20 protein-coding genes and 1 tRNA gene are annotated in these 21432 nt (G+C 66.3%); 10 read left to right on the forward strand and 11 right to left on the reverse strand.

Annotated features, from left to right (window positions below; translation table 11 throughout):
- The first annotated feature begins 15 nt into the window (after nt 1-15).
- Entirely contained in the window at nt 16-963 is a 948-nt protein-coding gene (locus H8S47_RS11225; protein WP_187503954.1) for an acetyl-CoA carboxylase carboxyltransferase subunit alpha, read from the forward strand.
- A gap of 81 nt (nt 964-1044) precedes the next feature.
- Here H8S47_RS11225 and H8S47_RS11230 read toward each other — a convergent pair whose 3' ends face one another.
- Nucleotides 1045-1218, reverse strand: coding sequence for a Flp family type IVb pilin (locus H8S47_RS11230; RefSeq protein WP_187503955.1), 174 nt, complete (start codon nt 1216-1218; stop codon nt 1045-1047).
- Between the two features lie 123 nt (nt 1219-1341).
- Nucleotides 1342-1545 carry a Flp family type IVb pilin gene (locus tag H8S47_RS11235; RefSeq protein ID WP_187503956.1) on the reverse strand — a complete coding sequence of 68 codons (204 nt, stop codon included), beginning with the start codon at nt 1543-1545 and terminating at the stop codon, nt 1342-1344.
- A gap of 31 nt (nt 1546-1576) precedes the next feature.
- Between H8S47_RS11235 and H8S47_RS11240 the strand changes: the two genes are divergently transcribed.
- On the forward strand, nt 1577-2005 hold the full coding sequence (locus tag H8S47_RS11240; protein WP_187503957.1) for a (deoxy)nucleoside triphosphate pyrophosphohydrolase: 429 nt from the start codon (nt 1577-1579) through the stop codon (nt 2003-2005).
- Between the two features lie 219 nt (nt 2006-2224).
- Here the strand turns inward: H8S47_RS11240 and H8S47_RS11245 are convergent, their stop codons facing one another.
- From H8S47_RS11245 to H8S47_RS11270, 6 genes are all read right to left on the reverse strand, one after another.
- Nucleotides 2225-2431, reverse strand: a complete 207-nt coding sequence (locus H8S47_RS11245; protein WP_187503958.1) for a hypothetical protein — start codon at nt 2429-2431, stop codon at nt 2225-2227.
- Between the two features lie 190 nt (nt 2432-2621).
- Entirely contained in the window at nt 2622-3500 is an 879-nt protein-coding gene (locus H8S47_RS11250) for a hypothetical protein (RefSeq protein WP_187503959.1), read from the reverse strand.
- Nucleotides 3501-3537: 37 nt separating this feature from the next.
- The gene (locus H8S47_RS11255; protein WP_187503960.1) at nt 3538-3843 is read right to left on the reverse strand and encodes a hypothetical protein; all 306 of its coding nucleotides are present in this window, start codon (nt 3841-3843) and stop codon (nt 3538-3540) included.
- Nucleotides 3840-5390, reverse strand: a complete 1551-nt coding sequence (locus tag H8S47_RS11260) for a PAS domain S-box protein (RefSeq protein ID WP_328805504.1) — start codon at nt 5388-5390, stop codon at nt 3840-3842. The genes H8S47_RS11255 and H8S47_RS11260 overlap by 4 nt, the downstream gene beginning before the upstream one ends.
- A 4-nt stretch (nt 5391-5394) precedes the next feature.
- Complete coding sequence (locus H8S47_RS11265) at nt 5395-5760, reverse strand: CsbD family protein (RefSeq protein ID WP_187503961.1); 366 nt, start codon at nt 5758-5760, stop codon at nt 5395-5397.
- A gap of 214 nt (nt 5761-5974) precedes the next feature.
- The gene (locus tag H8S47_RS11270; protein ID WP_187503962.1) at nt 5975-7267 is read right to left on the reverse strand and encodes an MFS transporter; all 1293 of its coding nucleotides are present in this window, start codon (nt 7265-7267) and stop codon (nt 5975-5977) included.
- A 380-nt stretch (nt 7268-7647) separates the two neighbouring features.
- Here H8S47_RS11270 and H8S47_RS11275 point away from each other — a divergent pair, with 380 nt between their 5' ends.
- Entirely contained in the window at nt 7648-8901 is a 1254-nt protein-coding gene (locus H8S47_RS11275) for an arsenic transporter (RefSeq protein ID WP_328805505.1), read from the forward strand.
- A gap of 45 nt (nt 8902-8946) precedes the next feature.
- Here H8S47_RS11275 and H8S47_RS11280 read toward each other — a convergent pair.
- Nucleotides 8947-9020, reverse strand: a tRNA-Cys gene (locus H8S47_RS11280).
- Nucleotides 9021-9290: 270 nt separating this feature from the next.
- On the opposite strand from H8S47_RS11280, the gene H8S47_RS11285 reads away from it, so the two are divergent.
- The 7 genes from H8S47_RS11285 (at nt 9291) to H8S47_RS11315 (ending at nt 20054) form a co-directional block, all read left to right on the forward strand.
- Complete coding sequence (locus H8S47_RS11285) at nt 9291-10265, forward strand: hypothetical protein (protein ID WP_187503964.1); 975 nt, start codon at nt 9291-9293, stop codon at nt 10263-10265.
- 380 nt (nt 10266-10645) lie between these two features.
- Entirely contained in the window at nt 10646-11305 is a 660-nt protein-coding gene (locus H8S47_RS11290; RefSeq protein ID WP_187503980.1) for a protein-L-isoaspartate O-methyltransferase family protein, read from the forward strand.
- A gap of 8 nt (nt 11306-11313) precedes the next feature.
- The gene (locus H8S47_RS11295; protein ID WP_187503965.1) at nt 11314-12849 is read left to right on the forward strand and encodes a TolC family outer membrane protein; all 1536 of its coding nucleotides are present in this window, start codon (nt 11314-11316) and stop codon (nt 12847-12849) included.
- Nucleotides 12850-12884: 35 nt separating this feature from the next.
- On the forward strand, nt 12885-13466 hold the full coding sequence (locus H8S47_RS11300) for a DUF2497 domain-containing protein (RefSeq protein ID WP_187503966.1): 582 nt from the start codon (nt 12885-12887) through the stop codon (nt 13464-13466).
- Between the two features lie 54 nt (nt 13467-13520).
- Nucleotides 13521-15134 carry a histidine kinase famiy protein gene (locus H8S47_RS11305; RefSeq protein WP_187503967.1) on the forward strand — a complete coding sequence of 538 codons (1614 nt, stop codon included), beginning with the start codon at nt 13521-13523 and terminating at the stop codon, nt 15132-15134.
- Nucleotides 15135-15218: 84 nt separating this feature from the next.
- Entirely contained in the window at nt 15219-18011 is a 2793-nt protein-coding gene (locus H8S47_RS11310) for a valine--tRNA ligase (RefSeq protein ID WP_187503968.1), read from the forward strand.
- Nucleotides 18012-18542: 531 nt separating this feature from the next.
- Nucleotides 18543-20054 (forward strand): MATE family efflux transporter, encoded by a 1512-nt coding sequence (locus H8S47_RS11315; protein ID WP_187503969.1) that lies wholly within the window; start codon nt 18543-18545, stop codon nt 20052-20054.
- 127 nt (nt 20055-20181) lie between these two features.
- On the opposite strand, the gene H8S47_RS11320 is transcribed toward H8S47_RS11315, so the two are convergent.
- Both H8S47_RS11320 and H8S47_RS11325 read right to left on the reverse strand, forming a co-directional pair.
- A complete protein-coding gene (locus H8S47_RS11320; protein WP_187503970.1) occupies nt 20182-20946 on the reverse strand; it encodes an NYN domain-containing protein in 765 nt (254 codons plus the stop codon).
- A 10-nt stretch (nt 20947-20956) separates the two neighbouring features.
- Nucleotides 20957-21337 carry a DoxX family protein gene (locus tag H8S47_RS11325; protein WP_187503971.1) on the reverse strand — a complete coding sequence of 127 codons (381 nt, stop codon included), beginning with the start codon at nt 21335-21337 and terminating at the stop codon, nt 20957-20959.
- Nucleotides 21338-21432 lie beyond the last annotated feature (95 nt).

Below are 21432 nucleotides of genomic sequence, written 5' to 3' on the forward strand. Positions count from 1 at the left end.
CCGTAACCGCCGCACATGCCAAGCTTCCTCGACTTCGAGAAACCGATCGCCGAACTCCAGGGCCGGATCGATGAACTCCGCGATACCGCCGCCGAAGGCAGCGTCGACCTCGCCGCCGACATCGCCCGTCTGCAGGCGAAGTCCGACAAGCTGCTGAAGGACACGTTTGCGCGTCTGACCCCGTGGCAGAAGACGCAGGTCGCGCGCCATCCGGAGCGTCCGCATTTCAAGGATTACGTCGCCGCGCTGTTCGACGAGTTCGTGCCGCTCGCGGGCGACCGCGCGTTCGGCGACGACCAAGCGATCCTCGGTGGCTTCGCGACGTTCCGCGGCCGGAAGATTATGGTGCTCGGCCACGAAAAGGGCGACGACACCGCCAGCCGCCTCCGTCACAATTTCGGCATGGGCAAGCCCGAGGGCTATCGGAAGGCGATCCGGTTGGTCGAACTCGCCAACCGATTCGGCCTGCCGATCGTCACCTTGGTGGACACCTCCGGCGCGTTCCCCGGCATTCAGGCTGAAGAGCGCGGCCAGGCAGAGGCGATCGCCCGATCGACCGAAGCCTGCCTCAACGCCGGCGTTCCGATCGTCGCGGCGATCGTCGGCGAGGGCGGCTCGGGCGGTGCGGTCGCGCTCGCGGCGGGCAACCGCGTGCTGATGTTCGAACACGCGGTCTATTCGGTGATCAGCCCCGAAGGCTGTGCCTCTATCCTGTGGCGCACCGCCGACAAGGCACCCGAAGCCGCCGAAGCGATGCGGATCACCGCGCAGGACCTGAAGGCGTTCGGGGTCATCGACGATATCGTCGCCGAACCGCTGGGTGGCGCACACCGCGACCGGGTCGCGGCGATCGATGCGCTGGGCGACGCGCTGTCGTCGGCGCTCGACGATATGGTGACGCTTGCGCCTGCCGACCTGCGCAAGGATCGCCAAGCAAAGTTCTTAAAGATGGGCCGTCTCTGAGGTTCGCGATCTAGGCAACGAAAAAGGGGCGGCGAAACCGAAGTTCCGCCGCCCCAATTCCTAAGCCTGATTGCGGTCTGCTTACGTGGCCGACGCGTTCAGCTTGGTCGAGACGTTGTTGAACGTCTTGTTCAGGCTGTTGCCCAGGCCCTGCATCGCAGCGATGGCGGCAACGGCGATCAGCGCGGCGATCAGGCCGTACTCGATTGCGGTCGCGCCCTTGCTGTTCTTGAAAAACTTGCGAATCGTCTTCATTCCGGTCTCCATCGTTGGATTGCTTCAGTGTCACCCGGCTGGACCGGACGGGCCGGATCAGCAGTTCGAGAATTACGAGCGGTGAGTTGAGAAAGGTTTAAGGTGACCCGGTTTCTTTCCGGGTCAGCGGGCGGCACTGACCTTGGTGTCGACGGTGTTCCACATACCCGTGGTCGAGTTGGCCAATGCGGTCAGGCCGACGATCATCGCGATCACCATAAGGGCGAGGATCAGGCCATATTCGATCGCGGTCGCGCCGCGCTGCTGGCGCAACGCACGCGCGATCGTTCGGATGATCGGGGACGTTGCGAAATCTCTCGGCCTCATGAGGCTGGTCTAGTCGTGAGGAGCTTAAGGAATGACCAACATTCAATCCGGAACGGCAGGATCGTTGCTGCTACCCGTCGTCGCTGCCGCGCTGGTCGACCTGGACGGGCGCGTCCTGCTGCAGCAGCGCCCGGAAGGGAAATCGCTTGCCGGTCTGTGGGAGTTTCCGGGCGGCAAGGTCGAAGCGGGCGAGACGCCGGAAGCCGCGCTGATTCGCGAACTTGAGGAGGAACTGGGCATTGCCGTACCGCATGCCTGCCTCGCGCCGGCGGCGTTTGCGAGTGCGGGGTTGGGGGAGCGTCACCTGTTATTATTACTGTATATCACACGCAAATGGAGTGGGGTGCCCCGCGCGCTGGAGGCGTCCGCGCTGCGCTGGGTCCGGCCGGCGGACATGCACGGCCTCGCCATGCCGCCCGCGGATCGTCCGTTGATCGGCCTGCTCGACGCGCTGATCTGACCGCAAAATCCCCGACGATATGCACCCTATTCAAGGGTTTATCGATTTAAGCGAGGGTATGTCGGTCCGTCGCTCCACCAATGGCTCGTCACCATGGCGGATCGGCATACTCCGTGTTCAAATATCCGCTTGATCCGGGCGACGCGCCGGAGCATTATCGCGTCGCCGGCAAGCGTCCCCAAGACCGCAGCCGGCCATCCGGACTGCGGCTCGCACGCGTTATTCCCTTTTCTCGCGCGAGCCGTTTCCCGCAAGATCGGCCCGACACGCATCGGTGCCACGCGATCCGGCGCCAGACCGTTCCGCCGTTTCCAGCGCGTTGGCCAGGATCGCAGCGACCAGCGTGTCGTCCTGCGCATCGGCAAGATGCAATGCCCACGCGATCGCCGAGCGAAGCGACAGTGCGTCGTCTGAGGAAACGTCCATAGTGTCATTCTCCACGTCCGCGATCCACGTCGGACCGGACGGATTTGCGGCAGGTGGTTCCGCATATCGAAAGGCGGCGCCCCAACATCGCTGTTGGAGCGCCGCCCTAGACACGCTGACCGTTGAGAGTGGCGCGATGCCGGGTCTACCCGGCACCGCGCCGATCGGTATCAGATGCCGATATCAGCAGTTAGACGCGGCGACGTGCTGCGGCGGTTGCGCCGAAGCCTGCGGCGGCGGCACCGATCAGCAGCGCGATGACGACCATGAAGGACGTCCCGGCAGCGGCACCGGCGGCTGCGTCGGTAGCCGACTTGGCGGTCTCGATCGTGTCGTTCTTGGTCTTCACGAACTGAGCCTTGGCGCGCGTAACCTGGGCCTGGGCCTCGGGGCGGCTGATCTTGCGCTGAGCGGCGACGATGTCGACGATCCGGCTTTCGGCCTGCGCACCTTCCTGGCCACCACGGGCAAGCGCCGGCAGCTGCTTGGCGATTTCCTTCTGCGCCTGCTCAGGCGTCATCTGCGCGGGATCCGACGGCGCATCCGACAGATACTCGGCAGCTTCCTCGCGGACGTCGGTTACGTCGACATTCGCGACGTCGGCAACCTTGGGGGCTGCGGCGCCGATGCCGCTACCGGCTGCGGTCGCGACCGAGCCGACGGTGCGGAATGCACCACCGATGATGCCGCCGACTGCCGAGGTGAGCAAGTACAAGGTGAGGATCAGCGTGACGCCCCACACGACCAGGCCGTGGATCAGGCCGTCGAAACGATCCTGGACGCCGGCGACGCGTGCTGCGGCATAACCACCTGCGCCGAGGGCGATGACCGTCGTGATCACCCAATAGATGCCTGCGCCGATCCCGAACCCGGCCGCCCCCGGCGTGGTACCCTCGACCGGGTCGACGAGGCTGAGACCGATGCCGGTCCCGAGGATGCCGAGCACGAGCTGGACCGCGATCGCGATCACGACGCCCGCGAAGATCGCACCCCAGGATATGCGCGTCGGGGTCTTCGCATAGCGAATGTCATCGACCGGCAGGCCGCCGGGCGTCAGATGGGTAGCCATAAATACTCCTGTTATAAAAAACTGTCGAACGACGGCGTCAGTCTGCGCCGTTCTCGTCGATGTGGTTTCCGCGCTTCACCGGCGGCGAGACGGGCTTCCGCGCATCGTCCTTGCCGTCGCGGTCGGCGTCGGCGTCGGCTTCAGCGGTGGCGGCATCGTCGTCCGGCCGTTCGCCGAGCGGCTCGCCGATGATCTTGCCGATCGCATCCTGCACCGATTCCCGGGCCTGGCGAACGCGTGCACGCTCCTCTGCGGGAGTGACGTCCCGGTCCTGGGACGACGCGTCTTGTGGGACCGCGTCGTTGACCGAATCGTCATGCTTGAGATCTTTTGCGCGGGTCATGCCGTCGCCTCCAAGGATTGTGCATCGGCGCGCGGCGTAGGTGCCGGCATGGAATCCCCGTCGAAGCCGCGTGCGCGCGCCCATGCGGCGGCGGCGTTGCGACGGTTGACGCCGATCTTCGAATAGATCCGTGCGACGTGGTTGCGCACGGTGTTGCCGGATACGTTGAGCGTGCGCGCGATCGACTTGTCGTCGAGACCGCGACAGATCAGCGCCAGTACCTCGCGCTCGCGCTGAGTCAGTTCGTCCAGCCCGACGCCCATCGGCTCGACCTGCGGCGTACGGATCCGCGCGAGCTTCTCCATGATCGAGCGGCTGAGCCAGCTCGTGTCCTTCATCACCGCCTCGATCGCGTGGACCAGTTCGCGCTCGGACGCTTTGCGCGTACTGATGTCGCGCATCGCCCACAGCACGCAGGCTTCTTCGCCGAGCATGATCGGTTCGGTCGACACGATGCAGTCGATGACCTCGCCATCCTTGAGGCGGAGACGGACCTCGCGGTCGCGGATCGGCGTGCCGGCCTCGATCTCGCCTTCCATCGCCTCGCGCAGTGCCGGGGTCTCCCACAGGTCGACCTCGTCGAGCGGTCGCCCGACGATCTCGTCCGCGGTGTAGCCCGTCAGGCCGGTGAAGGCCTCGTTCACGTCGCACAGCCGGTGGCCGTCGAGCGCGCCGATCGCCAGCGCGACGGGTGCGAGCGAGAACGTCCGCGTGAACCGCTCCTCGCTTTGGCGAAGCGCCTGCTCCGCCTTCCGCCGCGGTTCGAGATCGGCGAAGGTGAACAGCATGCACGGCTGTCCGCTCATGTCGATCGGCTGGCCGGCGACGATGACCAGCTTGGTCGCGCCACCGGGAAGGTCCAGCTCGGCCTCCATCTGCGGGATGGTGCGGCCCTCCTTCAGGCGCTCCTTGGCGAGGTCGCGCTTGTCGGCGCGCGCCAGCACGTCGATATCGTAGACACTGCGCGACAGGATGGCGTCGCGGTCATGCCCGGTCATGTCGATGAAGCCCTGATTGACCTTCACGAAACGAAGGTCGCACAGGCGGGCGATGATCGCCGGCGCCGGATTGGCGTTGAACGATTGTTCGAACCGGTCCTCCGCCTCGAACCGCGCCGACACGTCCTGGATGATCAGGACTAGGCATTCCGGCTCTTCCGCCTCGTTGGTGAGAACGAGGCTTCGGACCTGGTGGACCCAGCGCGGCTCCCGCTCGCCCGCGACGGCGACCTCGACGACCACCTGCGAGAACGCCTCGCCCGACACCACCCGCTCGATCGGATAGTCGGCGTCGTTCAGCTTGTGGTTGTTGCGATACCGCAGCTGGAACCGCTGGCGGTAATCGTCGACCGTGTTGCCAAGATCCTCGACCGACTCGACCCCGTGCATCCCGAGCGCCGCATGATTGGCCCACAGGATCGCCTGGTCGGGATCGATCAGAATCACGCCCTCGTTCAGCCCCGCGATGATCTGGCGCAGGTGGCGCAGATCGGCGGAGTCGCGGAGCGACTTGAGGGCGGGCGCCAAGGGGGCGGGGTCCGTAGCCACGGGATCAGTCGCGCCGACCGTGCACGAGCCAGGCGATGCCGTAGCCGACCGCGGCCGCACCGAGCGCCCACAAGACGGGGGCCTCCTGCGCCGAAGCCTGGGCCGATGCGGCGCCGCGACGGGCCACCTCGGCGGCGCGCTCGCCGGCGTCGCGGGCTTCGCTGCCGATCTTCTCGGCCAGCTCGGGGGCGCCATCGACCGCGTCGTTGATCGCCGACTTGGCGCGACCGTACAGATTCTGCGCGCCACCGGCGACCTGATCGACGACGCCGTCGACCTGCCAGTCGCGGCTGTTCACGGTGTCGCCGATAGCCTTCTCGACCTTGCCGCCGACATAGCGAGCGCCGCCCTGAAACTCGTCCTTGTTCATGATCGTATTCCTTTCAGAAATCACGTCTCGCATCGCGTGACCGCGATCGGTCGCATCGAAGGCGTGCTCGTTACGCCATCGTTGCAACCGGACTGGACGCATAAACTGCCGTCTAAGCGCTTGGTTCCTGGTAGTTTTGTGCCACCGTCTAGTCGGTATGTACCTCGTCGGGACAGTGGGCCTGGACAGCGGCGGGCGTCATCCCGACCCGCTTTCACGCAGCCGTTTTCGCCCGGTCCTTCGTCTCCGGCATCGCGATCAGGTACAGCGCCAGCCCAAGGCCGGCGATGGTCGCGAGCGTCAGGAAACTTGCGGTGTAGCCGGACCAGACGATGATCGCCCCGGCGAGCGTCGCGGACAGCGCGGCGCCGAGACCCTGCACGCTGGCCACCGCGCCCTGGCTCACGTTGAACCGGCCGGTGCCCTTGGTCAGATCGGCGATCACCACCGGGAACAGCGCACCGAAGATGCCTGCGCCGACGCCGTCGAGCGCCTGTACTCCGACCAGCCACCATGGATTGTCCGACACCGTGTACAGCGCGCCGCGCGCCGCGAGGAACCCGAACGCGATCAGGAACAGCGGCTTGGTGCCCCATTTCTCGGTATTGCGGCCGACCACGATCGCGACCGGCACCATGACGAGCTGTGCGGCGACGATGCAGGCGGCGGTGAGCGAGGTCGCCTGGTCCTTGCCGACGGTGTGCGAGAGCAGCTGGCTGACCGATGTGAGCATCGCCGCGTTGGCGAGGTGGAACAGGAAGGCGGTGACCGCGAAGATCATCAGCGGCTTGTTCTCGATCAGCATCTTCCAGCCGCTCGGTTCCTCGCAATCGTCGTCGGGCTCGCAATCGAGGCCGCGCGCGACCGCGTTGTCGATGTCGTCATTGTCGATCCGCGACGCCGTCACGATGCTGGCGACGGTCAGCGCGCCCATCAGCCAGAACACGACGACCGGCCCGAACTTCCACGCGAGCACGCCCGCCAGCGCCGCCGACACCGCGTTGCCGGCATGATTGAACGCCTCGTTGCGGCCGACCCGCTTGGCGAACAGCTTGGGGCCGACCAGGCCGAGCGTGATCGCCGAGATCGCCGGGGCGAACACCGCGCCGGCGATCGCCGCGATCGACTGGGTGACGGCGACCGCGGTGAAGCCCGTGACGATCGGCAGCGAGATGCTGCTGAGCGTGACCAGCAATGCCGCGATCATGACGATCCGCGGCTTGTTCCTGCCGCGATCGATCAGGCCGCCGGCGGGGGTCTGCGAGATCAGCCCGACGATCCCGGCGATGGTCAGGATCATGCCGACCGTCGCCTCGTTCCAGCCGTGCGCCGGACCGCGCACCGCGAGGAGATAGATCGCAAGATACGGTCCGAGGCCGTCGCGCACGTCGGCAAGGAAGAAGTTCAGCGCGTCGAGGGTCCTGTTCGGCGCGGACTTTCCGCCTGCCTCGGAACCACCCTTTTTGCCGGCGTCTTCGGCAAAACCGTCACCCGTCGTGCTGGCCATGGCAATTCCCTGAAAGTCGGTGTCGCGGAACCCGGCGCGGTCGGGAAACCCGTCGGCCATCGGATCGCTAAAGCTATCGCCCGGGGGAAAGTTTCCGCGGACTATAAATATAGTTGGATCATATATTCCCCAATGAAGTCAGAAGCTAAACCGAAACTGAACGGCGCGGTTCAGCGTCGGATCATGAATAAAATGTCACGGAACGATGATCATCCAGCCACGCTATGGGGCGACGCTCGACTAGGAAGTGTGCGAGGACTTTGGAGCTGGTTTAATGGCACCAGATGGCGCGCAACGCGGCCCCGATAATAACGGACTCGATAGGCGAACACGGCGATGACGAAGACGACCCGGCGGCTCGGCGCGCGGAGGCTGGCCGCGTGACATTGCCGGTCTATGCGATCTGGGCGATCTGTTTCGCCGCCACGTTCGGCGTGATCACGCGCCCGTTCAAATTGCCCGAGGCGGTCTGGGCGGTCGCCGGTGCTGCGCTGCTGCTGGTGTTCGGGCTGATGTCGCCCGGTGCCGCGTGGAGTGCGGTGCTGAAGGGTGGCGACGTCTATCTTTTCCTGATCGGGATGATGCTGTTGTCCGAAGTCGCCCGCGACGAGGGGCTGTTCGACTGGGTCGCCGAGCACGCTGTCCGGCTGGCCAGGGGATCGACCAGCCGGCTGTTCGCGCTGGTCTTCGGCGTCGGGATCGTCGTCACCACCTTTCTGTCGAACGACGCGACGGCGGTGGTGCTGACCCCCGCCGTCTATGCCGCGGCAAAGAGGGCGAAGGCGGATCCGTTGCCGATGCTGTTCGCGTGTGCACTGATCGCCAACGCAGCGAGCTTCGTGCTGCCGATCTCGAACCCTGCGAACCTCGTGCTGTACGGCGGCGCGATGCCGTCGCTGGGCGCGTGGATGGCGTCGTTCGCGCTGCCGTCGCTGCTGTCGATCGGTGTGACGTTCCTGGTGCTGCGCTGGGTCGAGCGCGAGCGCCTGACCGGCCAGTGCGAGACCATCGTCGAGACCGGTACGCTGCCCCGGGGCGGGAGAATCGCGCTCGGCGGGATCTTCGCGACCGCCGTGCTGCTGATCGCCGCGTCGGCGCAGGGCCATGATCTCGGCCTGCCGACCTGTCTCGCCGGGATCGCGACGATGGCCGCGATCTGTATCGGTGGCCGCAAGTCGCCGTTTTCGACGCTCCGATCGGTATCCTGGGCGGTCCTGCCGCTGGTCGCCGGGCTGTTCGTGCTGGTCGAGGCGCTGGCGAGCACCGGCGTGATCGCTATGCTGGCGCGCTGGCTGGCGGCGAGCGCGGCACGATCGCCATCGGTCACCGCCGGCGTGGCGGGCACGATCCTGGCGTTCGGATCGAACCTGATGAACAATTTGCCGGCCGGGCTGATCGTCAGCACCACGCTCGATCAGGCGCACGTCCCGCAGATCGTCACCGACGGCTTGCTGATCGGCGTGGACCTGGGGCCCAACCTGTCGATCACCGGTTCGCTTGCGACCATCCTGTGGCTGACCGCGATCCGCCGCGAAGGCGAGGACGTCGGTTTCTGGCGCTTCCTGAAGGTCGGCGCGCTGGTGATGCCGCCCGCGCTGTTCGCGGCACTCGGCGCGCGGTTGCTGCTGGGGTAGGGGATCGTTCGAACGCGTGGATCGCAGTCACGCGTGACTGGAAATTGGAGGCCCGACCGGGAATCGAACCCGGGTGCGAGGATTTGCAGTCCTCTACGTCACCACTCCGCCATCGGGCCCCGATTGCGTGAAGGCGGCGCAAATGCTTCGTTTTGTCGTCGCGGTCAACCGTCAGTTAGGGGCAGACGGGCGATTATTCCCTGTCGCCGGTGCGCGCCGACGACGGGACGGGAGATCGGACGGCATCAATCCGGATCAAGACTCGCGCCGGAGTGGTTCTTTCCCTAAGGCGACGGTAACGATAAACCGACTTGGGGGCAGGTCGCTTGAGAAAAGATGCGGTTGCGGGCGGAACGAACACTGCGGACGTGGAGGAGGCGGTTTTCGCGATGCCGGCCGGGATGGCGATCCGGTACGATCGACCGGCCGCCGCGCTCGCCGACTACATCACCGGCTATCACGTCTATCGCTCGAGCGATCCTCCGGGCGGGGAAGGGCAGGTCGACTGGTTCCTGCCGGCGACCGCCAACGTCCGGATCGCGATCGATGCCGGGCCGATCGCGGTATCGATCGGTCGACGGACCTATGATCCATTGCCCGCCGCCAGCCTGTTCGGGCCGACCAGCCAGGCGCTGAAGGCGACGACTCACGGCGGCGTGATGATCGGCTTCGGCATCAGCGCGCTCGGCTGGGGGAGGCTGATGCGCCGACCGGCGGACGATTTCCGCAATCGGATCGTGCCGTTGGAAGACGTGCTCGGCCGCGGGTTCACCAACCGCCTCGTCGCAGCACTGCAGGCCGCGACGGACGATGCGGCGGTCGCGCTCATTCTCGATGCGCTGTTGATCGAGCGGCTTGGGCCTCCGCACCGCGATGCCCCGCTGGTCCGGCAGCTTATGGAAATCCTCGCCAGCGATGGTCCCGCCGACATGACGTCGGCGGCGGCGCGGCTTGATATCCCCACGCATGCGCTTCGCCGTCTCTCGGTCCGGCATTTCGGATTCCCGCCCAAGATGCTGCTGATGCGCGCGCGTTTCCTGCGATCGCTCGTGCGGCTGATGTCCACGGGCGAAGCGGCGAACTATGCGCTGATCGACGACAGCTATTTCGATGCGTCCCATTTCCTGCGTGATTCGGGCACGTTCCTCGGCATGACCCCGCGTCGTTTCATGGCGCTCACCAAACCGTTTCTCGAAGCCAGCTTGCGTGCGCGCGATGCCGTATTGGGTTCGCCGACCCAGGTGCTGCATGACATCGACACCGCGCCCGCCCGCAAGGTCGGTCATGAGTCCGCACACGCGTCTAAACATTTGTTAGGGGCGCATCGGGTCATTTCCGGCGACGCTGCCGATATTCGCTGCTAGAGCAGTCGACAGAGGTAGTGCTCAGGTCTTCCGCGTGCACCCTCGGCGCTCCGCCCGCGGCATCTCGGTGTCACACGGGCGGGCGGGGCGCCTTCAACTTCCCCGCGTCGTGATACCTACAGCGCGCGATACCTCCAGCGGCCAGACCTACAGCGTCGCGATGGACCGCACCGATCCTCGAATCACCCGACCCGAAGCACAGCCTGCGTGGAATCCGATCAACCGGTGCTTGGCGGCGGCGCGGTCGCGCGATATCAGGTCGGTACGCAACAAGTGTATTGCACAACTAAAACAGCTGTGCGACAGGATGGCCCATGACGACGACAACTCTCGATACTTCCTCGCTCGCAGCCGAGACGCATGACATCGGCGGGACCGCCATGTCCTCTGCACCCGCTACGTTCGACACGATGCGTCACGCGATGGTCGCGAGCCAGTTGCGCACCAACGCGGTCAACGATCAGCGCGTCGTAGCGGCGATGGCCCGTGTGCCGCGCGAGCAGTTCATGCCCGACGGCGTGCGCTCGATCGCCTACCGCGACACGGCGATCCCGCTCGGTGGCGGTCGTTACGCCAATCTGCCGATGGCGACCGGCCGGCTGCTGACCGAAGCGTATCTGACTGCGACCGACCGCGTGCTGCTGATCGGCGCCGCTACGGGCTATACCGCCGCGGTGCTGAGCGAGATCGTCGGGTCGGTCGTCGCCGTCGAAAGCGACCCCGCATTGCTGGCGATCGCGCGCACTGCGCTGGCCGGTGTCGGCAACGTCGAACTGGTCGAGGGGCCGATGCAGGACGGTCACGCTGCCGGCGCACCGTATGACGTGCTGATCGTCGACGGCGCGATCGAGTCGGTGCCCGACGCCCTGATCGCGCAGGTCCGCCCGGATGGTCGCGTGACCGCCGGCATCGCCGAGCGCGGGCTGACCCGGCTAGCGTCGGGCCGCAAGACCGATGGCGGCTTCGCACTCGTCGCGTTCGTCGATGTCGAATGCGTAGTGCTGCCGGGCTTCGCAACGCCCAAACCCTTTCAGTTCTGAGGCTCAGCATGCCGCGCACCGCTCATATCCGCCGTCTGCTTGTGAGTGTTGCGCTGATCTATAGCGCTGCACCGGCTCAGGCCGAGACGCTACGCGAGGCGCTGGCGAAGGCCTATAATACCAACCCGACATTGACCGGCCAGCGTGCGACGCAGCGGGCGACCGACGAGAACGTCCCGATCGCCCGTGCGGCCGGGCTGCCGTCGGCCAATGCGACGGGCGATTACACCGAGTTCGTCGTCAATGCGGCGAACAACTTCCTGGCGCCGCAGCGGCAGGGCGTGGCGCGGGCGAACGTCTCCGTGCCGCTGTATCTGGGCGGGCAGGTGCGCAATTCGGTCGCCGCCGCCAAGACCCGCGTCGAGGGCGGGCGTGCGACGCTGCGCAGCACCGAGGCCGATCTGTTCACCAACGTCGTCGCCGCGTACATGGACGTGATCCGCGACGAGGCGATCGTCGGCCTGAACACGCAGAATGTCCGCGTGCTCGACGTCAATCTTCAGGCGAGCCGCGACCGGTTCCAGGTCGGCGACCTGACGCGGACCGACGTTGCGCAGTCGGATGCGCGTCTGGCGCTTGCCCGTGCGCAGCTCCAGTCGGCACAGGCGCAGCTGATCACCAGCCGCGAGAACTATATCCAGCTGGTCGGCAGCCCTCCGGGTGTTCTCGAAGCGCCGCCGACCCTGCCGCATTTGCCCGACAGCCCCGCCTCGGCGGTGACCGTCGCGATCGAGAATAATCCCGTGCTGATCGCCGCCGCCAAGGAGCGCGACGCGACCCGCTACGACGTCGGCGTCGCGCGTGCGAGCCGCCTGCCGCAGATTAGCGCGGTCGGTGGCGCCAGCTACACCAATTATCTGAACTCGATTCCACCGAGCGGCGGCGGCATCGGCGCGGGCAGCACGCCCAACGCGAACAAGGCGGTGCAGGCCGGACTGTCGCTGACCTTGCCGCTGTTCCAGGGCGGCCGCCCCGCCGCGCAGGTCCGCCAGGCCGAAGCGTTGCAGTCGCGCGCGATCGAGAACGTGACCGCCACCGAACGCAACGTCATCTCGCAGGCGCGGTCTTCCTATGCCACGTGGCGCTCGTCCGAGCAGGTGATCCAGTCGTCCGAGACCGCAGTCAACGCCAACAAGCTGAGCCTCGAGGGCGTCCGCGCCGAGAACAGCGTCGGCACGCGTACCATCCTCGACATCCTCAACGCCGAGCAGGAATTGCTCAACAGCCAAGTGACTCTCGTCACTGCTCGACGCGACGCCTATGTCGCGGGCTTCGCGTTGCTGGCGGCGATGGGGCAGGCCGAGGCGCGCGATCTCGGGCTCGACGGCGGCGTGCTGTACGATCCGGTCGCCAATTATCAGCGCGTCCGCCACAAGATCTGGGATTTCGGCGGCGATGGCGAGCCGGTGCCGGTCGCCACCAGTACCGCCCAATCGCCCGCACAGGATGCCCGCGTCGCGCCACAACGCGACCCGTTGCTCGATACGCCGGTTGACAGGAACCCCGCCTTAACCACAGGTATGGCGGCGCCGAGCCGCCAATAGGGGTGTGCGCGGCTACGGGGTTTGGGATGGTCCGGATGGGGGACGTGAACGGCGAGCCGTCGATGGAGGAAATCCTCTCGTCGATCAAACGCATCATCGCCGAAGAGGGCGACACGCCCGGCCGGTCGCGCCGTCCGTCGCGGACGATGTCGGCACCGGTCGAGCCTGCCCAGGGGTATCAGGAGCCCGCCTATCGGGACGCCGCGTATCTCGACGACGAGAACGACGACGATGAAATTCTCGAATTGAGCGATCCGATGCCGATGGTCGACCGTACACCCCGCACGCCGAAATCCCCGGTACTGACGTCGGTCGATGCCGCGCCGGAACCGCGTCAGGCCGCAGCCAAGCCGCAGGCACAGGTCCAGGCGCCGCCCGCGGAGGCGACGTCCGAGTCGATCGTGTCGCGCGAAACCGCCGCCGCAACGCGCGCGCCGCTCGAAGCGTTGACGCGGATGATGATCAAACCCGACACCAACAGCGACGGTACGCTCGAGGGGCTGGTCCGCGAGATGCTGCGGCCGATGCTACGCGAGTGGATCGATGCGAACCTGCCGCATATGGTCGAGGACATGGTCGCGCGAGAAATCGCCAAGATCATGAACCAGCAGCCTTAATCTTCGCGTCGCCGCGGCGGGAACCTGTGTGGTTCTGCCGGGGTTACGCTTTCCATGTCCGATCCGAGCACGCAAAATCCGGTAGCCCAGCAGGCCCCGACCCTTGCTCCGGTCGAGGGAAGGCCGAGCAACCGTATCGCGCCTGCCGACGCGGGCAGCGACATCTTCTTTGCCGCCGTACAGACCACGCGGATGCCGATGGTCGTGACCGACCCGCACCGCGACGACAACCCGATCATCTTCTGTAACGAGGCGTTCTCGTTCATGAGCGGCTATTCGCAGGACGAGATCCTCGGCAAGAATTGTCGCTTCCTCCAGGGCCCCGAGACGGACCGGGCTGCGGTCGCCGAGGTCCGGGCGGCGATCGAAAAGCGCGAGGAAGTCGCGGTCGAACTGCTCAACTACCGCAAGAACGGATCGACGTTCTGGAATGCGCTGTTCGTGTCGCCGGTCTTCGCCGAGAATGGCGAGCTGCGCTATTTCTTCGCCAGCCAGCTCGATATTTCGCGCCGTCGCGAGGCCGAGGAAGCGCTCCACGAGGCGCAGAAGATGGAGGCGGTCGGCAAGCTGACCGGCGGGATCGCGCATGATTTCAACAATCTGTTGCAGGTCATCCAGGGCTATGCCGATATCCTCGACGCGCGGATCGACGCGAACGATCGCTCTGCCCGACGCGCGGTCGACGCGATCTCGACCTCGGCCTCGCGCGCGGCCACGCTGACGCAGCAATTGCTCGCGTTCGCGCGAAAGCAGGAATTGCGCGATCGGCTGATGAACCTCAACCAGCTGATCGGCGATTTCCGTGCGATCCTGGAGCGCAGCATCGGCACCGGCATCACGCTCAAGCGCGACTTGGCCGCTAACCTGTGGAACTGCCGCGTCGATCCGGTCCAGGCCGAGATGGCGCTGCTGAACATCGTTTCGAACGCGCGCGACGCGACCGGCGGCACCGGCAAGGTCACGATCGCGACGCGCAACGCGGTGCTGCCCGAGGACGCCAGCGTCGCGAAGCTCGAACCCGGCGAATATGTCGTCGTCAGTATCTGCGACGACGGCCCGGGCATCGACCTTGCCACCGCCGACAAGCTGTTCGAACCGTTCTTCACGACCAAGGAAATGGGCAAGGGCGCCGGGCTCGGGCTGGCCATGGTCTACGGCTTCATGCGCCAGTCGGGCGGTCTCGCCACCGTGCGGAATGGCGACAATGGCGGGGCGGAGTTCTCGCTGTATTTCCCGCGTGCGAGTGGCGCGGTCGAGCGCAAGCCTTCGGCACCCGTCGCGCCGCGGTCCGGTGGGGCCGAGCGGGTATTGATGGTGGAGGATCAGGCGGAAGTCGGCGAGCTCGGACGCACGATCCTGGAGGATCTCGGTTACGACGTCGTGCTGGTCAACAGCGCGCGCGGAGCCCTCGACACGCTGGCGCGCGATTCGGACTTCGCGTTGCTGTTCACCGACATCCTGATGCCCGGCGGGATGAACGGCGTCACCTTGGCGCAGTCGGTACGGCGCGATTATCCGCGCACCGCCGTGCTGTTGACGACCGGTTTTGCGGACGAGGCGATCGACGAGGGCAGCCGGTCGTTCGAACTGATCCGCAAGCCGTATCGGCGCAACGAATTGAACGAGCGGATCCGGCAAGTGCTCGACAAGCCCGGGGCGCGGACTTGAGCGCGCGTATCTGAGGCGCGCGCGGACTTGAGCGGGCGTAGCTGAGGCTGGCCTAGCCCGGACACGCTCGCTAAGGCTCCGTGCATGAGCGAGCTTCCCAAAACCTTCGACCCGGCCTCCATCGAATCGCGCTGGTACGCGCATTGGGAGGCCAGCGGCCAGTTCCGCCCCGACCGTCCGAACGCCGAGCCGTGGACGATCGTCAACCCGCCGCCCAACGTGACGGGCTCGCTGCACATCGGCCACGCGCTCGACAACACGCTGCAGGATATCCTCACGCGCCACGCGCGGCTGAAGGGCAAGGATGCGTTGTGGGTGGTCGGCACCGATCACGCGGGCATCGCCACGCAGATGGTGGTCGAGCGCCAGATGGGCGCGCTCAATCCCCCGCAGAAGCGCACGGACATGACGCGCGAGGAGTTCGTTGCGAAGGTCTGGGCGTGGAAGGAAGAGAGCGGCGGCGAGATCACGCAGCAGCTTCGCCGGCTCGGCTGCTCGATGGACTGGGCGAACGAGCGCTTCACGATGGACGAGGGCTTTTCGAAGGCCGTCCTGAAGGTGTTCGTCGACCTGCACAAGGAGGGGCTGCTGTACCGCGACAAGCGCCTGGTGAACTGGGACCCGGGCCTCGGCACCGCGATCAGCGACCTCGAAGTCGAGACGCGCGAGATCAAGGGCAGCTTCTGGCACCTGCGCTATCCGCTCGCCGACGGGTCGGGCTTTATCGAGGTGGCGACGACGCGGCCGGAGACGATGCTCGCCGACATGGCCGTGGCGGTGAACGCTTCGGATGAGCGCTATACCTCTTTGATCGGCAAGCAGGTGAAGCTGCCGATCACCGGCCGGCTGATCCCGATCATCGCCGACGATCATGCCGATCCGGAACTCGGGTCTGGCGCGGTGAAGATCACGCCGGGGCATGACTTCAACGATTTCGAGGTCGGCAAGCGGGCAGGGATGGCCGCCGGGTCGATGCTCAACATGCTCGATGCGAAGGCGCGGGTGGTGCAGGTTTCGGACGGGCTGATCCCAGACGACCTGCTCGGGCTGACGACGGTGGAGGCGCGGAAAGCCGTCGTCGCGCGGTTGAAGGCCGAAGGCTTCCTGATCCCGCACGTCGACAAGGACGGCGAAGAGCACGACGCCGAGCCGCGCACGATCCAGACCCCGTATGGCGACCGCTCGGGCGTGGTGATCGAGCCGTGGCTGACCGACCAATGGTATGTCGACGCGAAGACGCTCGCGCAACCGGCGATCGAGGCGGTCCAGACCGGCGCGATCGATATCGTGCCGAAGACGTGGGAGAAGACGTTCTTCAACTGGATGGACAACATCCAGCCCTGGTGCGTGTCGCGCCAGCTGTGGTGGGGGCACCAGATTCCGGCGTGGTTCGGTCCGGATGGTACGCCGTATGTCGCCGAAACCGAGGCGGAAGCGCAGGCCTTAGCAGGCGAGGGCGTGAGCCTTACGCGCGATCCCGACGTGCTCGACACCTGGTTCTCCAGCGCCCTTTGGCCCTTCGCCACGCTCGGCTGGCCTGAGGAAGGTGCCGTTCCCTCCCCCCTGCGGGGAGAGGGCCAGGGTGAGGGGCAGCCAAGCAGCGCAGCGCCCGGTACGACCCCTCACCCCGACCCTCTCCCCGCAGGGGAGAGGGAGCAGAAGCAGTTAGGCGGGCGCTACCCGAACGACGTGCTCATTTCCGGCTTCGACATCCTGTTCTTCTGGAACGCGCGGATGATGATGCAGGGGCTGCACTTCATGAAGGACGTGCCGTTCCGCACGCTCTACCTCCACGGCCTGGTCCGCGCGGCGGACGGCGCGAAGATGTCGAAGTCGAAGGGCAACGTCGTCAACCCGCTCGGGCTGATCGACCAGTACGGCGCCGACGCGCTGCGCTTCTTCATGGCGGCGATGGAGAGCCAGGGCCGCGACATCAAGATGGATGAGAAGCGCGTCGAGGGCTATCGCAACTTCGCCACCAAGCTGTGGAACGCGGCTAGGTTCGCACAGGCCAACGGCATCGTCGCCAGCACCACGCTGGAGGCACCGCGCGCGGAACTCGCGGTCAACAAGTGGATCATCGCCGAGACGATCGCGACCGTCCAGACGGTCGACCTCGCGCTCGCCGACTACCGCTTCGACGGCGCCGCCAACGCGATCTACCAATTCGCGTGGAGCCGGTTCTGCGACTGGTATCTCGAGCTGATCAAGCCGCAGATGGTCGGCGACGAGCGCGGCGTCATCGATGACGAATCGAAGGCCGTCGCCGGCTGGGTGCTCGACCAGATCCTGGTGCTGCTCCACCCGTTTATGCCATTCATCACCGAAGAACTGTGGCACGCGATGGGCCCTCGCGATCATGACCTGATCGTCGCGCAGTGGCCGATGGCGGATGCGCGGTCGCTCGATCCGGAAGCGAGCAAGGAGGTCGATTGGCTGATTCGCCTGGTTCAGGAAATCCGCACCGCGCGGAATGAACTGAACGTACCGCCGGGCGCGCGCCTGCCGCTCTACGTCCGCGATGCGAATGCGGCGACGTTGGCGCGGCTCGAACGCCAGGCGCCGGCGCTGGCGCGTCTCGCCCGCGTTGCGCATGCGGACGGTGAAGCCACCGGCGGCGCGGCGCAGGTCGTGGTCGACGAGGCGACGTTCGTCCTGCCACTCGAAGGCGTCATCGATCTCGACTCCGAACGCGCCCGCCTGACCAAGGCGATCGCGGCGGCGGAGAAGGAACGCGATGCGCTGTCGGGCCGGCTCGGCAACGCCAGCTTCGTCGAGCGCGCCAAGCCCGAAGCCGTGGAAAAGGCCAAGGCCGACCACGCTGATAAGGCTGCCGAAGCCGCGCGGTTGCACGCAGCATTGGGACGCCTGGGCTGACCTGCTCCCCTCCCGCCTGCGGGAGGGGTTGGGGGAGGGGCGTGCCTCACTGTCCGGACGCCAGTACGTACGTCGCGCCCTCCCATGATCCCTCCCGCAAGCGGGAGGGGAATGCGCTGCCCGTCACCCGAGCGAAAGCGGGCGTATCCCACTCAGTAAATGCACCGGCCGCCCGATATCGAGATACCCCCGCTTTCGCTGGGGTGGCGGACGAGGAGGGGGTATTCGTTACAGGCGAAGGCGGTGCCGATCGAGGGTAGCCTTCGTCCTTCAAACCAGCAGGATGGGTGCGTCCGCTCCCCCCCGGCGGAGGCCGGGGTCCAATTGGCGGACGTCGCTAACTATGCCAGCGCTTCGTTACTTCGACCTTTCCAATTGGACCCCGGCCTCCGCCGGGGCGGTATAGTTGTTCGCGCGCGCGGGACCTACCGGCTTGTTCCGGAGTTCACTCCGCGGCTAGGCAGTTATGACAGGGCGCCTGACCGTCCGCCGGTGGTTGCCGGACCGAGTTCGGCCTAACGGAGAGACTGTGTGAGCGACCTTCCATCCGACGTCGAAACCAGCACCGTTTCCCAAGAACCATTTAGCACAAAACCCGACCGCCCCCGCGGCAAGCCGGGCCAGCGCGATCTCACCACCGGACACATCGGCCGCACGCTCCTCGCGTTCGCGCTCCCGACGCTCGGCTCGAACATCCTGCAGTCGCTGAACGGCTCGATCAACGCGATCTGGGTCGGGCGCTATCTCGGGGAAGGCGCACTCGCCGCCACCTCGAACGCCAACATCATCATGTTCCTCACCTTCGGCGCGGTGTTCGGCTTCGGCATGGCTGCGACGATCCTGGTTGGCCAGAGCTTCGGCCGCCACGACCTAGAAGGCGCACGTCGGGCGTTCGGTTCGGCGGTCGGGCTGGTGCTCGGCGGAGCGATCGTGATCGCCGCGCTCGGCTGGGTATTCGCGCCCGAGATCCTGCATCTGCTCGCCACCCCCGGCGACGCGATGCCGCTCGCGCTCGCCTATCTGCGCGTGATCTTCCTCGGGTTGCCCGCGTCGATGATGATGGTGCTGCTGATGATGGGCCTGCGCGGGACCGGCGATTCGATGACCCCGCTCTGGTTCATGCTGCTCAGTGCGATCCTCGACAGTGGGCTCAACCCGTTGCTGATCGCCGGTATCGGACCGTTTCCGCAGATGGGGATCGCCGGCTCGGCGATGGCGACGCTGATCGCAAGCCACGTCTCGCTGCTCGGGTTGATCGTCTACATCTACAAGCGCGACTTACCGCTGCGGCTGCGCGGCAACGAACTCCGCTACCTGATCCCCGAGCGCGCGCTGGCCGGGACGATCGTCCAGAAGGGCCTGCCGATGGGCGCGCAGATGCTCGTCATGTCGACCGCAGGGCTGGCGATGGTCGGGCTGGTCAACCGACTCGGCGTCGATACCGCGGCGGCCTATGCGGTGTCGCAGCAGTTGTGGACCTATATCCAGATGCCCGCGCTTGCGATCGGCGCGGCGGTCAGTTCGATGGCGGCGCAGAATATCGGCGCGGGCCGCTGGGACCGGGTCGGCGACATCACGAAGTACGGCCTGCTGTTCAACGTGGCGCTGACCGGTGCGATGGTCGGCGTGGTGATCCTGTTCGACCGCCCGGTGATGACGCTGTTCATCGGCAGCGACAGCCCCGCGCTGCCGATCGCGCGGCATATCCAGCTGATCGCCAGCTGGAACTTCATCCTGTTCGGCATGACGATGGTGCTGTTCTCGACGGTCCGCGCGAACGGGGCGGTGATCGCGCCGCTGATCGCGCTGATCGTCGCGCTGTATCCGGTGCGGATCGGCTTTGCGTTGCTGGCGAAGCCGTGGCTCGGGGCGGATGCGTTGTGGTGGAGCTTCCCGCTGGGGTCGCTTGCGACGCTGGCGATCGCGGCGTGGTATTATCGCTACGGGAACTGGCGGAAGGGCGCGCTGGTCGTGCCCGACGATAGCGAGGAACAGGCGCACGGTATGAGCGAGCCGGGTGGGCGGTTGCAGCCGACGGGGTGAGGTGAAAGGCGCTCCCCTCCCTGAAAGGGAGGGGCTGGGGGTGGGTAGGCCGGCTTTGGTCGCCACGGTTTCACGATGCGGAAGCCGACCCACCCCCGACCCCTCCCTTCCAGGGAGGGGGGAAGGTCTACCGCAGCCGCTTCACGAACGACCGGCCACCTTCGCGGCGCTCATGCTGGAAGTTCGGGATCGTCTCGATCAGGTCGGACAGCCGGTTGAACCCGTAGTTGCGCGCATCGAAGCTGGACCGGTTGCCCGCCAGCTGGCCGAGTTCGGCGACGCTGGCATAGCCCTTCTCGTCGCGCTTCACGGCGTTGTAGGCGTCGATCAGCAGCTTGATGACCTGCTCGTCGATCGGCTGCGCGGTCTTCGGCCGAGCGACCGGGGCCGGTGTCGCGGCTTTCTCACCTGCCACGGGGGCCGGGGTCGGCGCAGGCATCGCCTGCGACGTCTCGTTCAACGCGCCGACGTCGATGAACCGGGTGCACGCCTGCCGAAACCCTTCCGGCGTGCGGCTGGTGCCGAAGCCGTAGACCGGAATCCCATCCTGCCGGATACGCGTCGCGAGCGGCATGAAATCGCTGTCCGACGACATGATGCCGAACCCGTCGATCCGCCCGCGGAACAGCAGGTCCATCGCGTCGATCGTCATCTTCATGTCGGTCGCGTTCTTGCCCTTGGTCAGGTCGAACTGCTGCTGCGGCTCGATGCCGTGCTTGATCGACATGTCGCTCCACGCCTTCAGCGCGGGCTTCGACCAATTGCCATAGACCCGCCGGACGTTGACCGTGCCGAGCTCGGCGAGGACGGTCAGCACCGGGTCGAGGGTCGCCGCGGACGCATTGTCCGCGTCGATCAGGAGGGCGACGTTGCGCGTTGTGGTATCGATCATGCGGCCTGGATTAGCCGCGCGCGCGCCCCGCGTCCACGCTCCACGCGCCGCCGCCGGCTGCCGCGAGATACAGGAAGACGAAGCAGTAGAGCACCGCCGCCTCGCCGCCATTGGCGATCGGGAAGGGGCCCTGCGGCAGATGCGCCATGAAATACGCAACCGCGGACATGCCCGACAGCACGAACGCCACCGGGCGCGTGAACAGGCCGATGATCAGCATGCCGCCGCCGACGACTTCGAGTACGCCCGCGACGTAGAGCAGCGGGTTCATCGGCATCGGGAACGGCGGCAGGCCGAAGAACTTCGAGATGCCGTGGCTGAAGAACACGAGCGCGACGACGATGCGCATGACGCTCAGCAAGCGGGCGGACCAAGTGGCGGGTATCGGCATGGGGAGTCCTCGGTATCGTTGCGAGGGCGAAACGTCACACGGGAGCGGGCCGAGGTCAATTCGCGTAGATCGAAACGCATCGTTGACAGGGGAAC

The organism is Sphingomonas albertensis, assembly GCF_014358075.1.
Lineage (GTDB): Bacteria > Pseudomonadota > Alphaproteobacteria > Sphingomonadales > Sphingomonadaceae > Sphingomonas > Sphingomonas albertensis.

Coding starts and splice junctions, on each gene's coding strand:
- H8S47_RS11225 (WP_187503954.1), top strand. CDS start 16: ATGCCAAGCTTCCTCGACTTCGAGAAACCGATCGCCGAACTCCAGGGC.
- H8S47_RS11230 (WP_187503955.1), bottom strand. CDS start 1,218: ATGAAGACGATTCGCAAGTTTTTCAAGAACAGCAAGGGCGCGACCGCA.
- H8S47_RS11235 (WP_187503956.1), bottom strand. CDS start 1,545: ATGAGGCCGAGAGATTTCGCAACGTCCCCGATCATCCGAACGATCGCG.
- H8S47_RS11240 (WP_187503957.1), top strand. CDS start 1,577: ATGACCAACATTCAATCCGGAACGGCAGGATCGTTGCTGCTACCCGTC.
- H8S47_RS11245 (WP_187503958.1), bottom strand. CDS start 2,431: ATGGACGTTTCCTCAGACGACGCACTGTCGCTTCGCTCGGCGATCGCG.
- H8S47_RS11250 (WP_187503959.1), bottom strand. CDS start 3,500: ATGGCTACCCATCTGACGCCCGGCGGCCTGCCGGTCGATGACATTCGC.
- H8S47_RS11255 (WP_187503960.1), bottom strand. CDS start 3,843: ATGACCCGCGCAAAAGATCTCAAGCATGACGATTCGGTCAACGACGCG.
- H8S47_RS11265 (WP_187503961.1), bottom strand. CDS start 5,760: ATGAACAAGGACGAGTTTCAGGGCGGCGCTCGCTATGTCGGCGGCAAG.
- H8S47_RS11270 (WP_187503962.1), bottom strand. CDS start 7,267: ATGGCCAGCACGACGGGTGACGGTTTTGCCGAAGACGCCGGCAAAAAG.
- H8S47_RS11285 (WP_187503964.1), top strand. CDS start 9,291: ATGCCGGCCGGGATGGCGATCCGGTACGATCGACCGGCCGCCGCGCTC.
- H8S47_RS11290 (WP_187503980.1), top strand. CDS start 10,646: ATGTCCTCTGCACCCGCTACGTTCGACACGATGCGTCACGCGATGGTC.
- H8S47_RS11295 (WP_187503965.1), top strand. CDS start 11,314: ATGCCGCGCACCGCTCATATCCGCCGTCTGCTTGTGAGTGTTGCGCTG.
- H8S47_RS11300 (WP_187503966.1), top strand. CDS start 12,885: ATGGGGGACGTGAACGGCGAGCCGTCGATGGAGGAAATCCTCTCGTCG.
- H8S47_RS11305 (WP_187503967.1), top strand. CDS start 13,521: ATGTCCGATCCGAGCACGCAAAATCCGGTAGCCCAGCAGGCCCCGACC.
- H8S47_RS11310 (WP_187503968.1), top strand. CDS start 15,219: ATGAGCGAGCTTCCCAAAACCTTCGACCCGGCCTCCATCGAATCGCGC.
- H8S47_RS11320 (WP_187503970.1), bottom strand. CDS start 20,946: ATGATCGATACCACAACGCGCAACGTCGCCCTCCTGATCGACGCGGAC.
- H8S47_RS11325 (WP_187503971.1), bottom strand. CDS start 21,337: ATGCCGATACCCGCCACTTGGTCCGCCCGCTTGCTGAGCGTCATGCGC.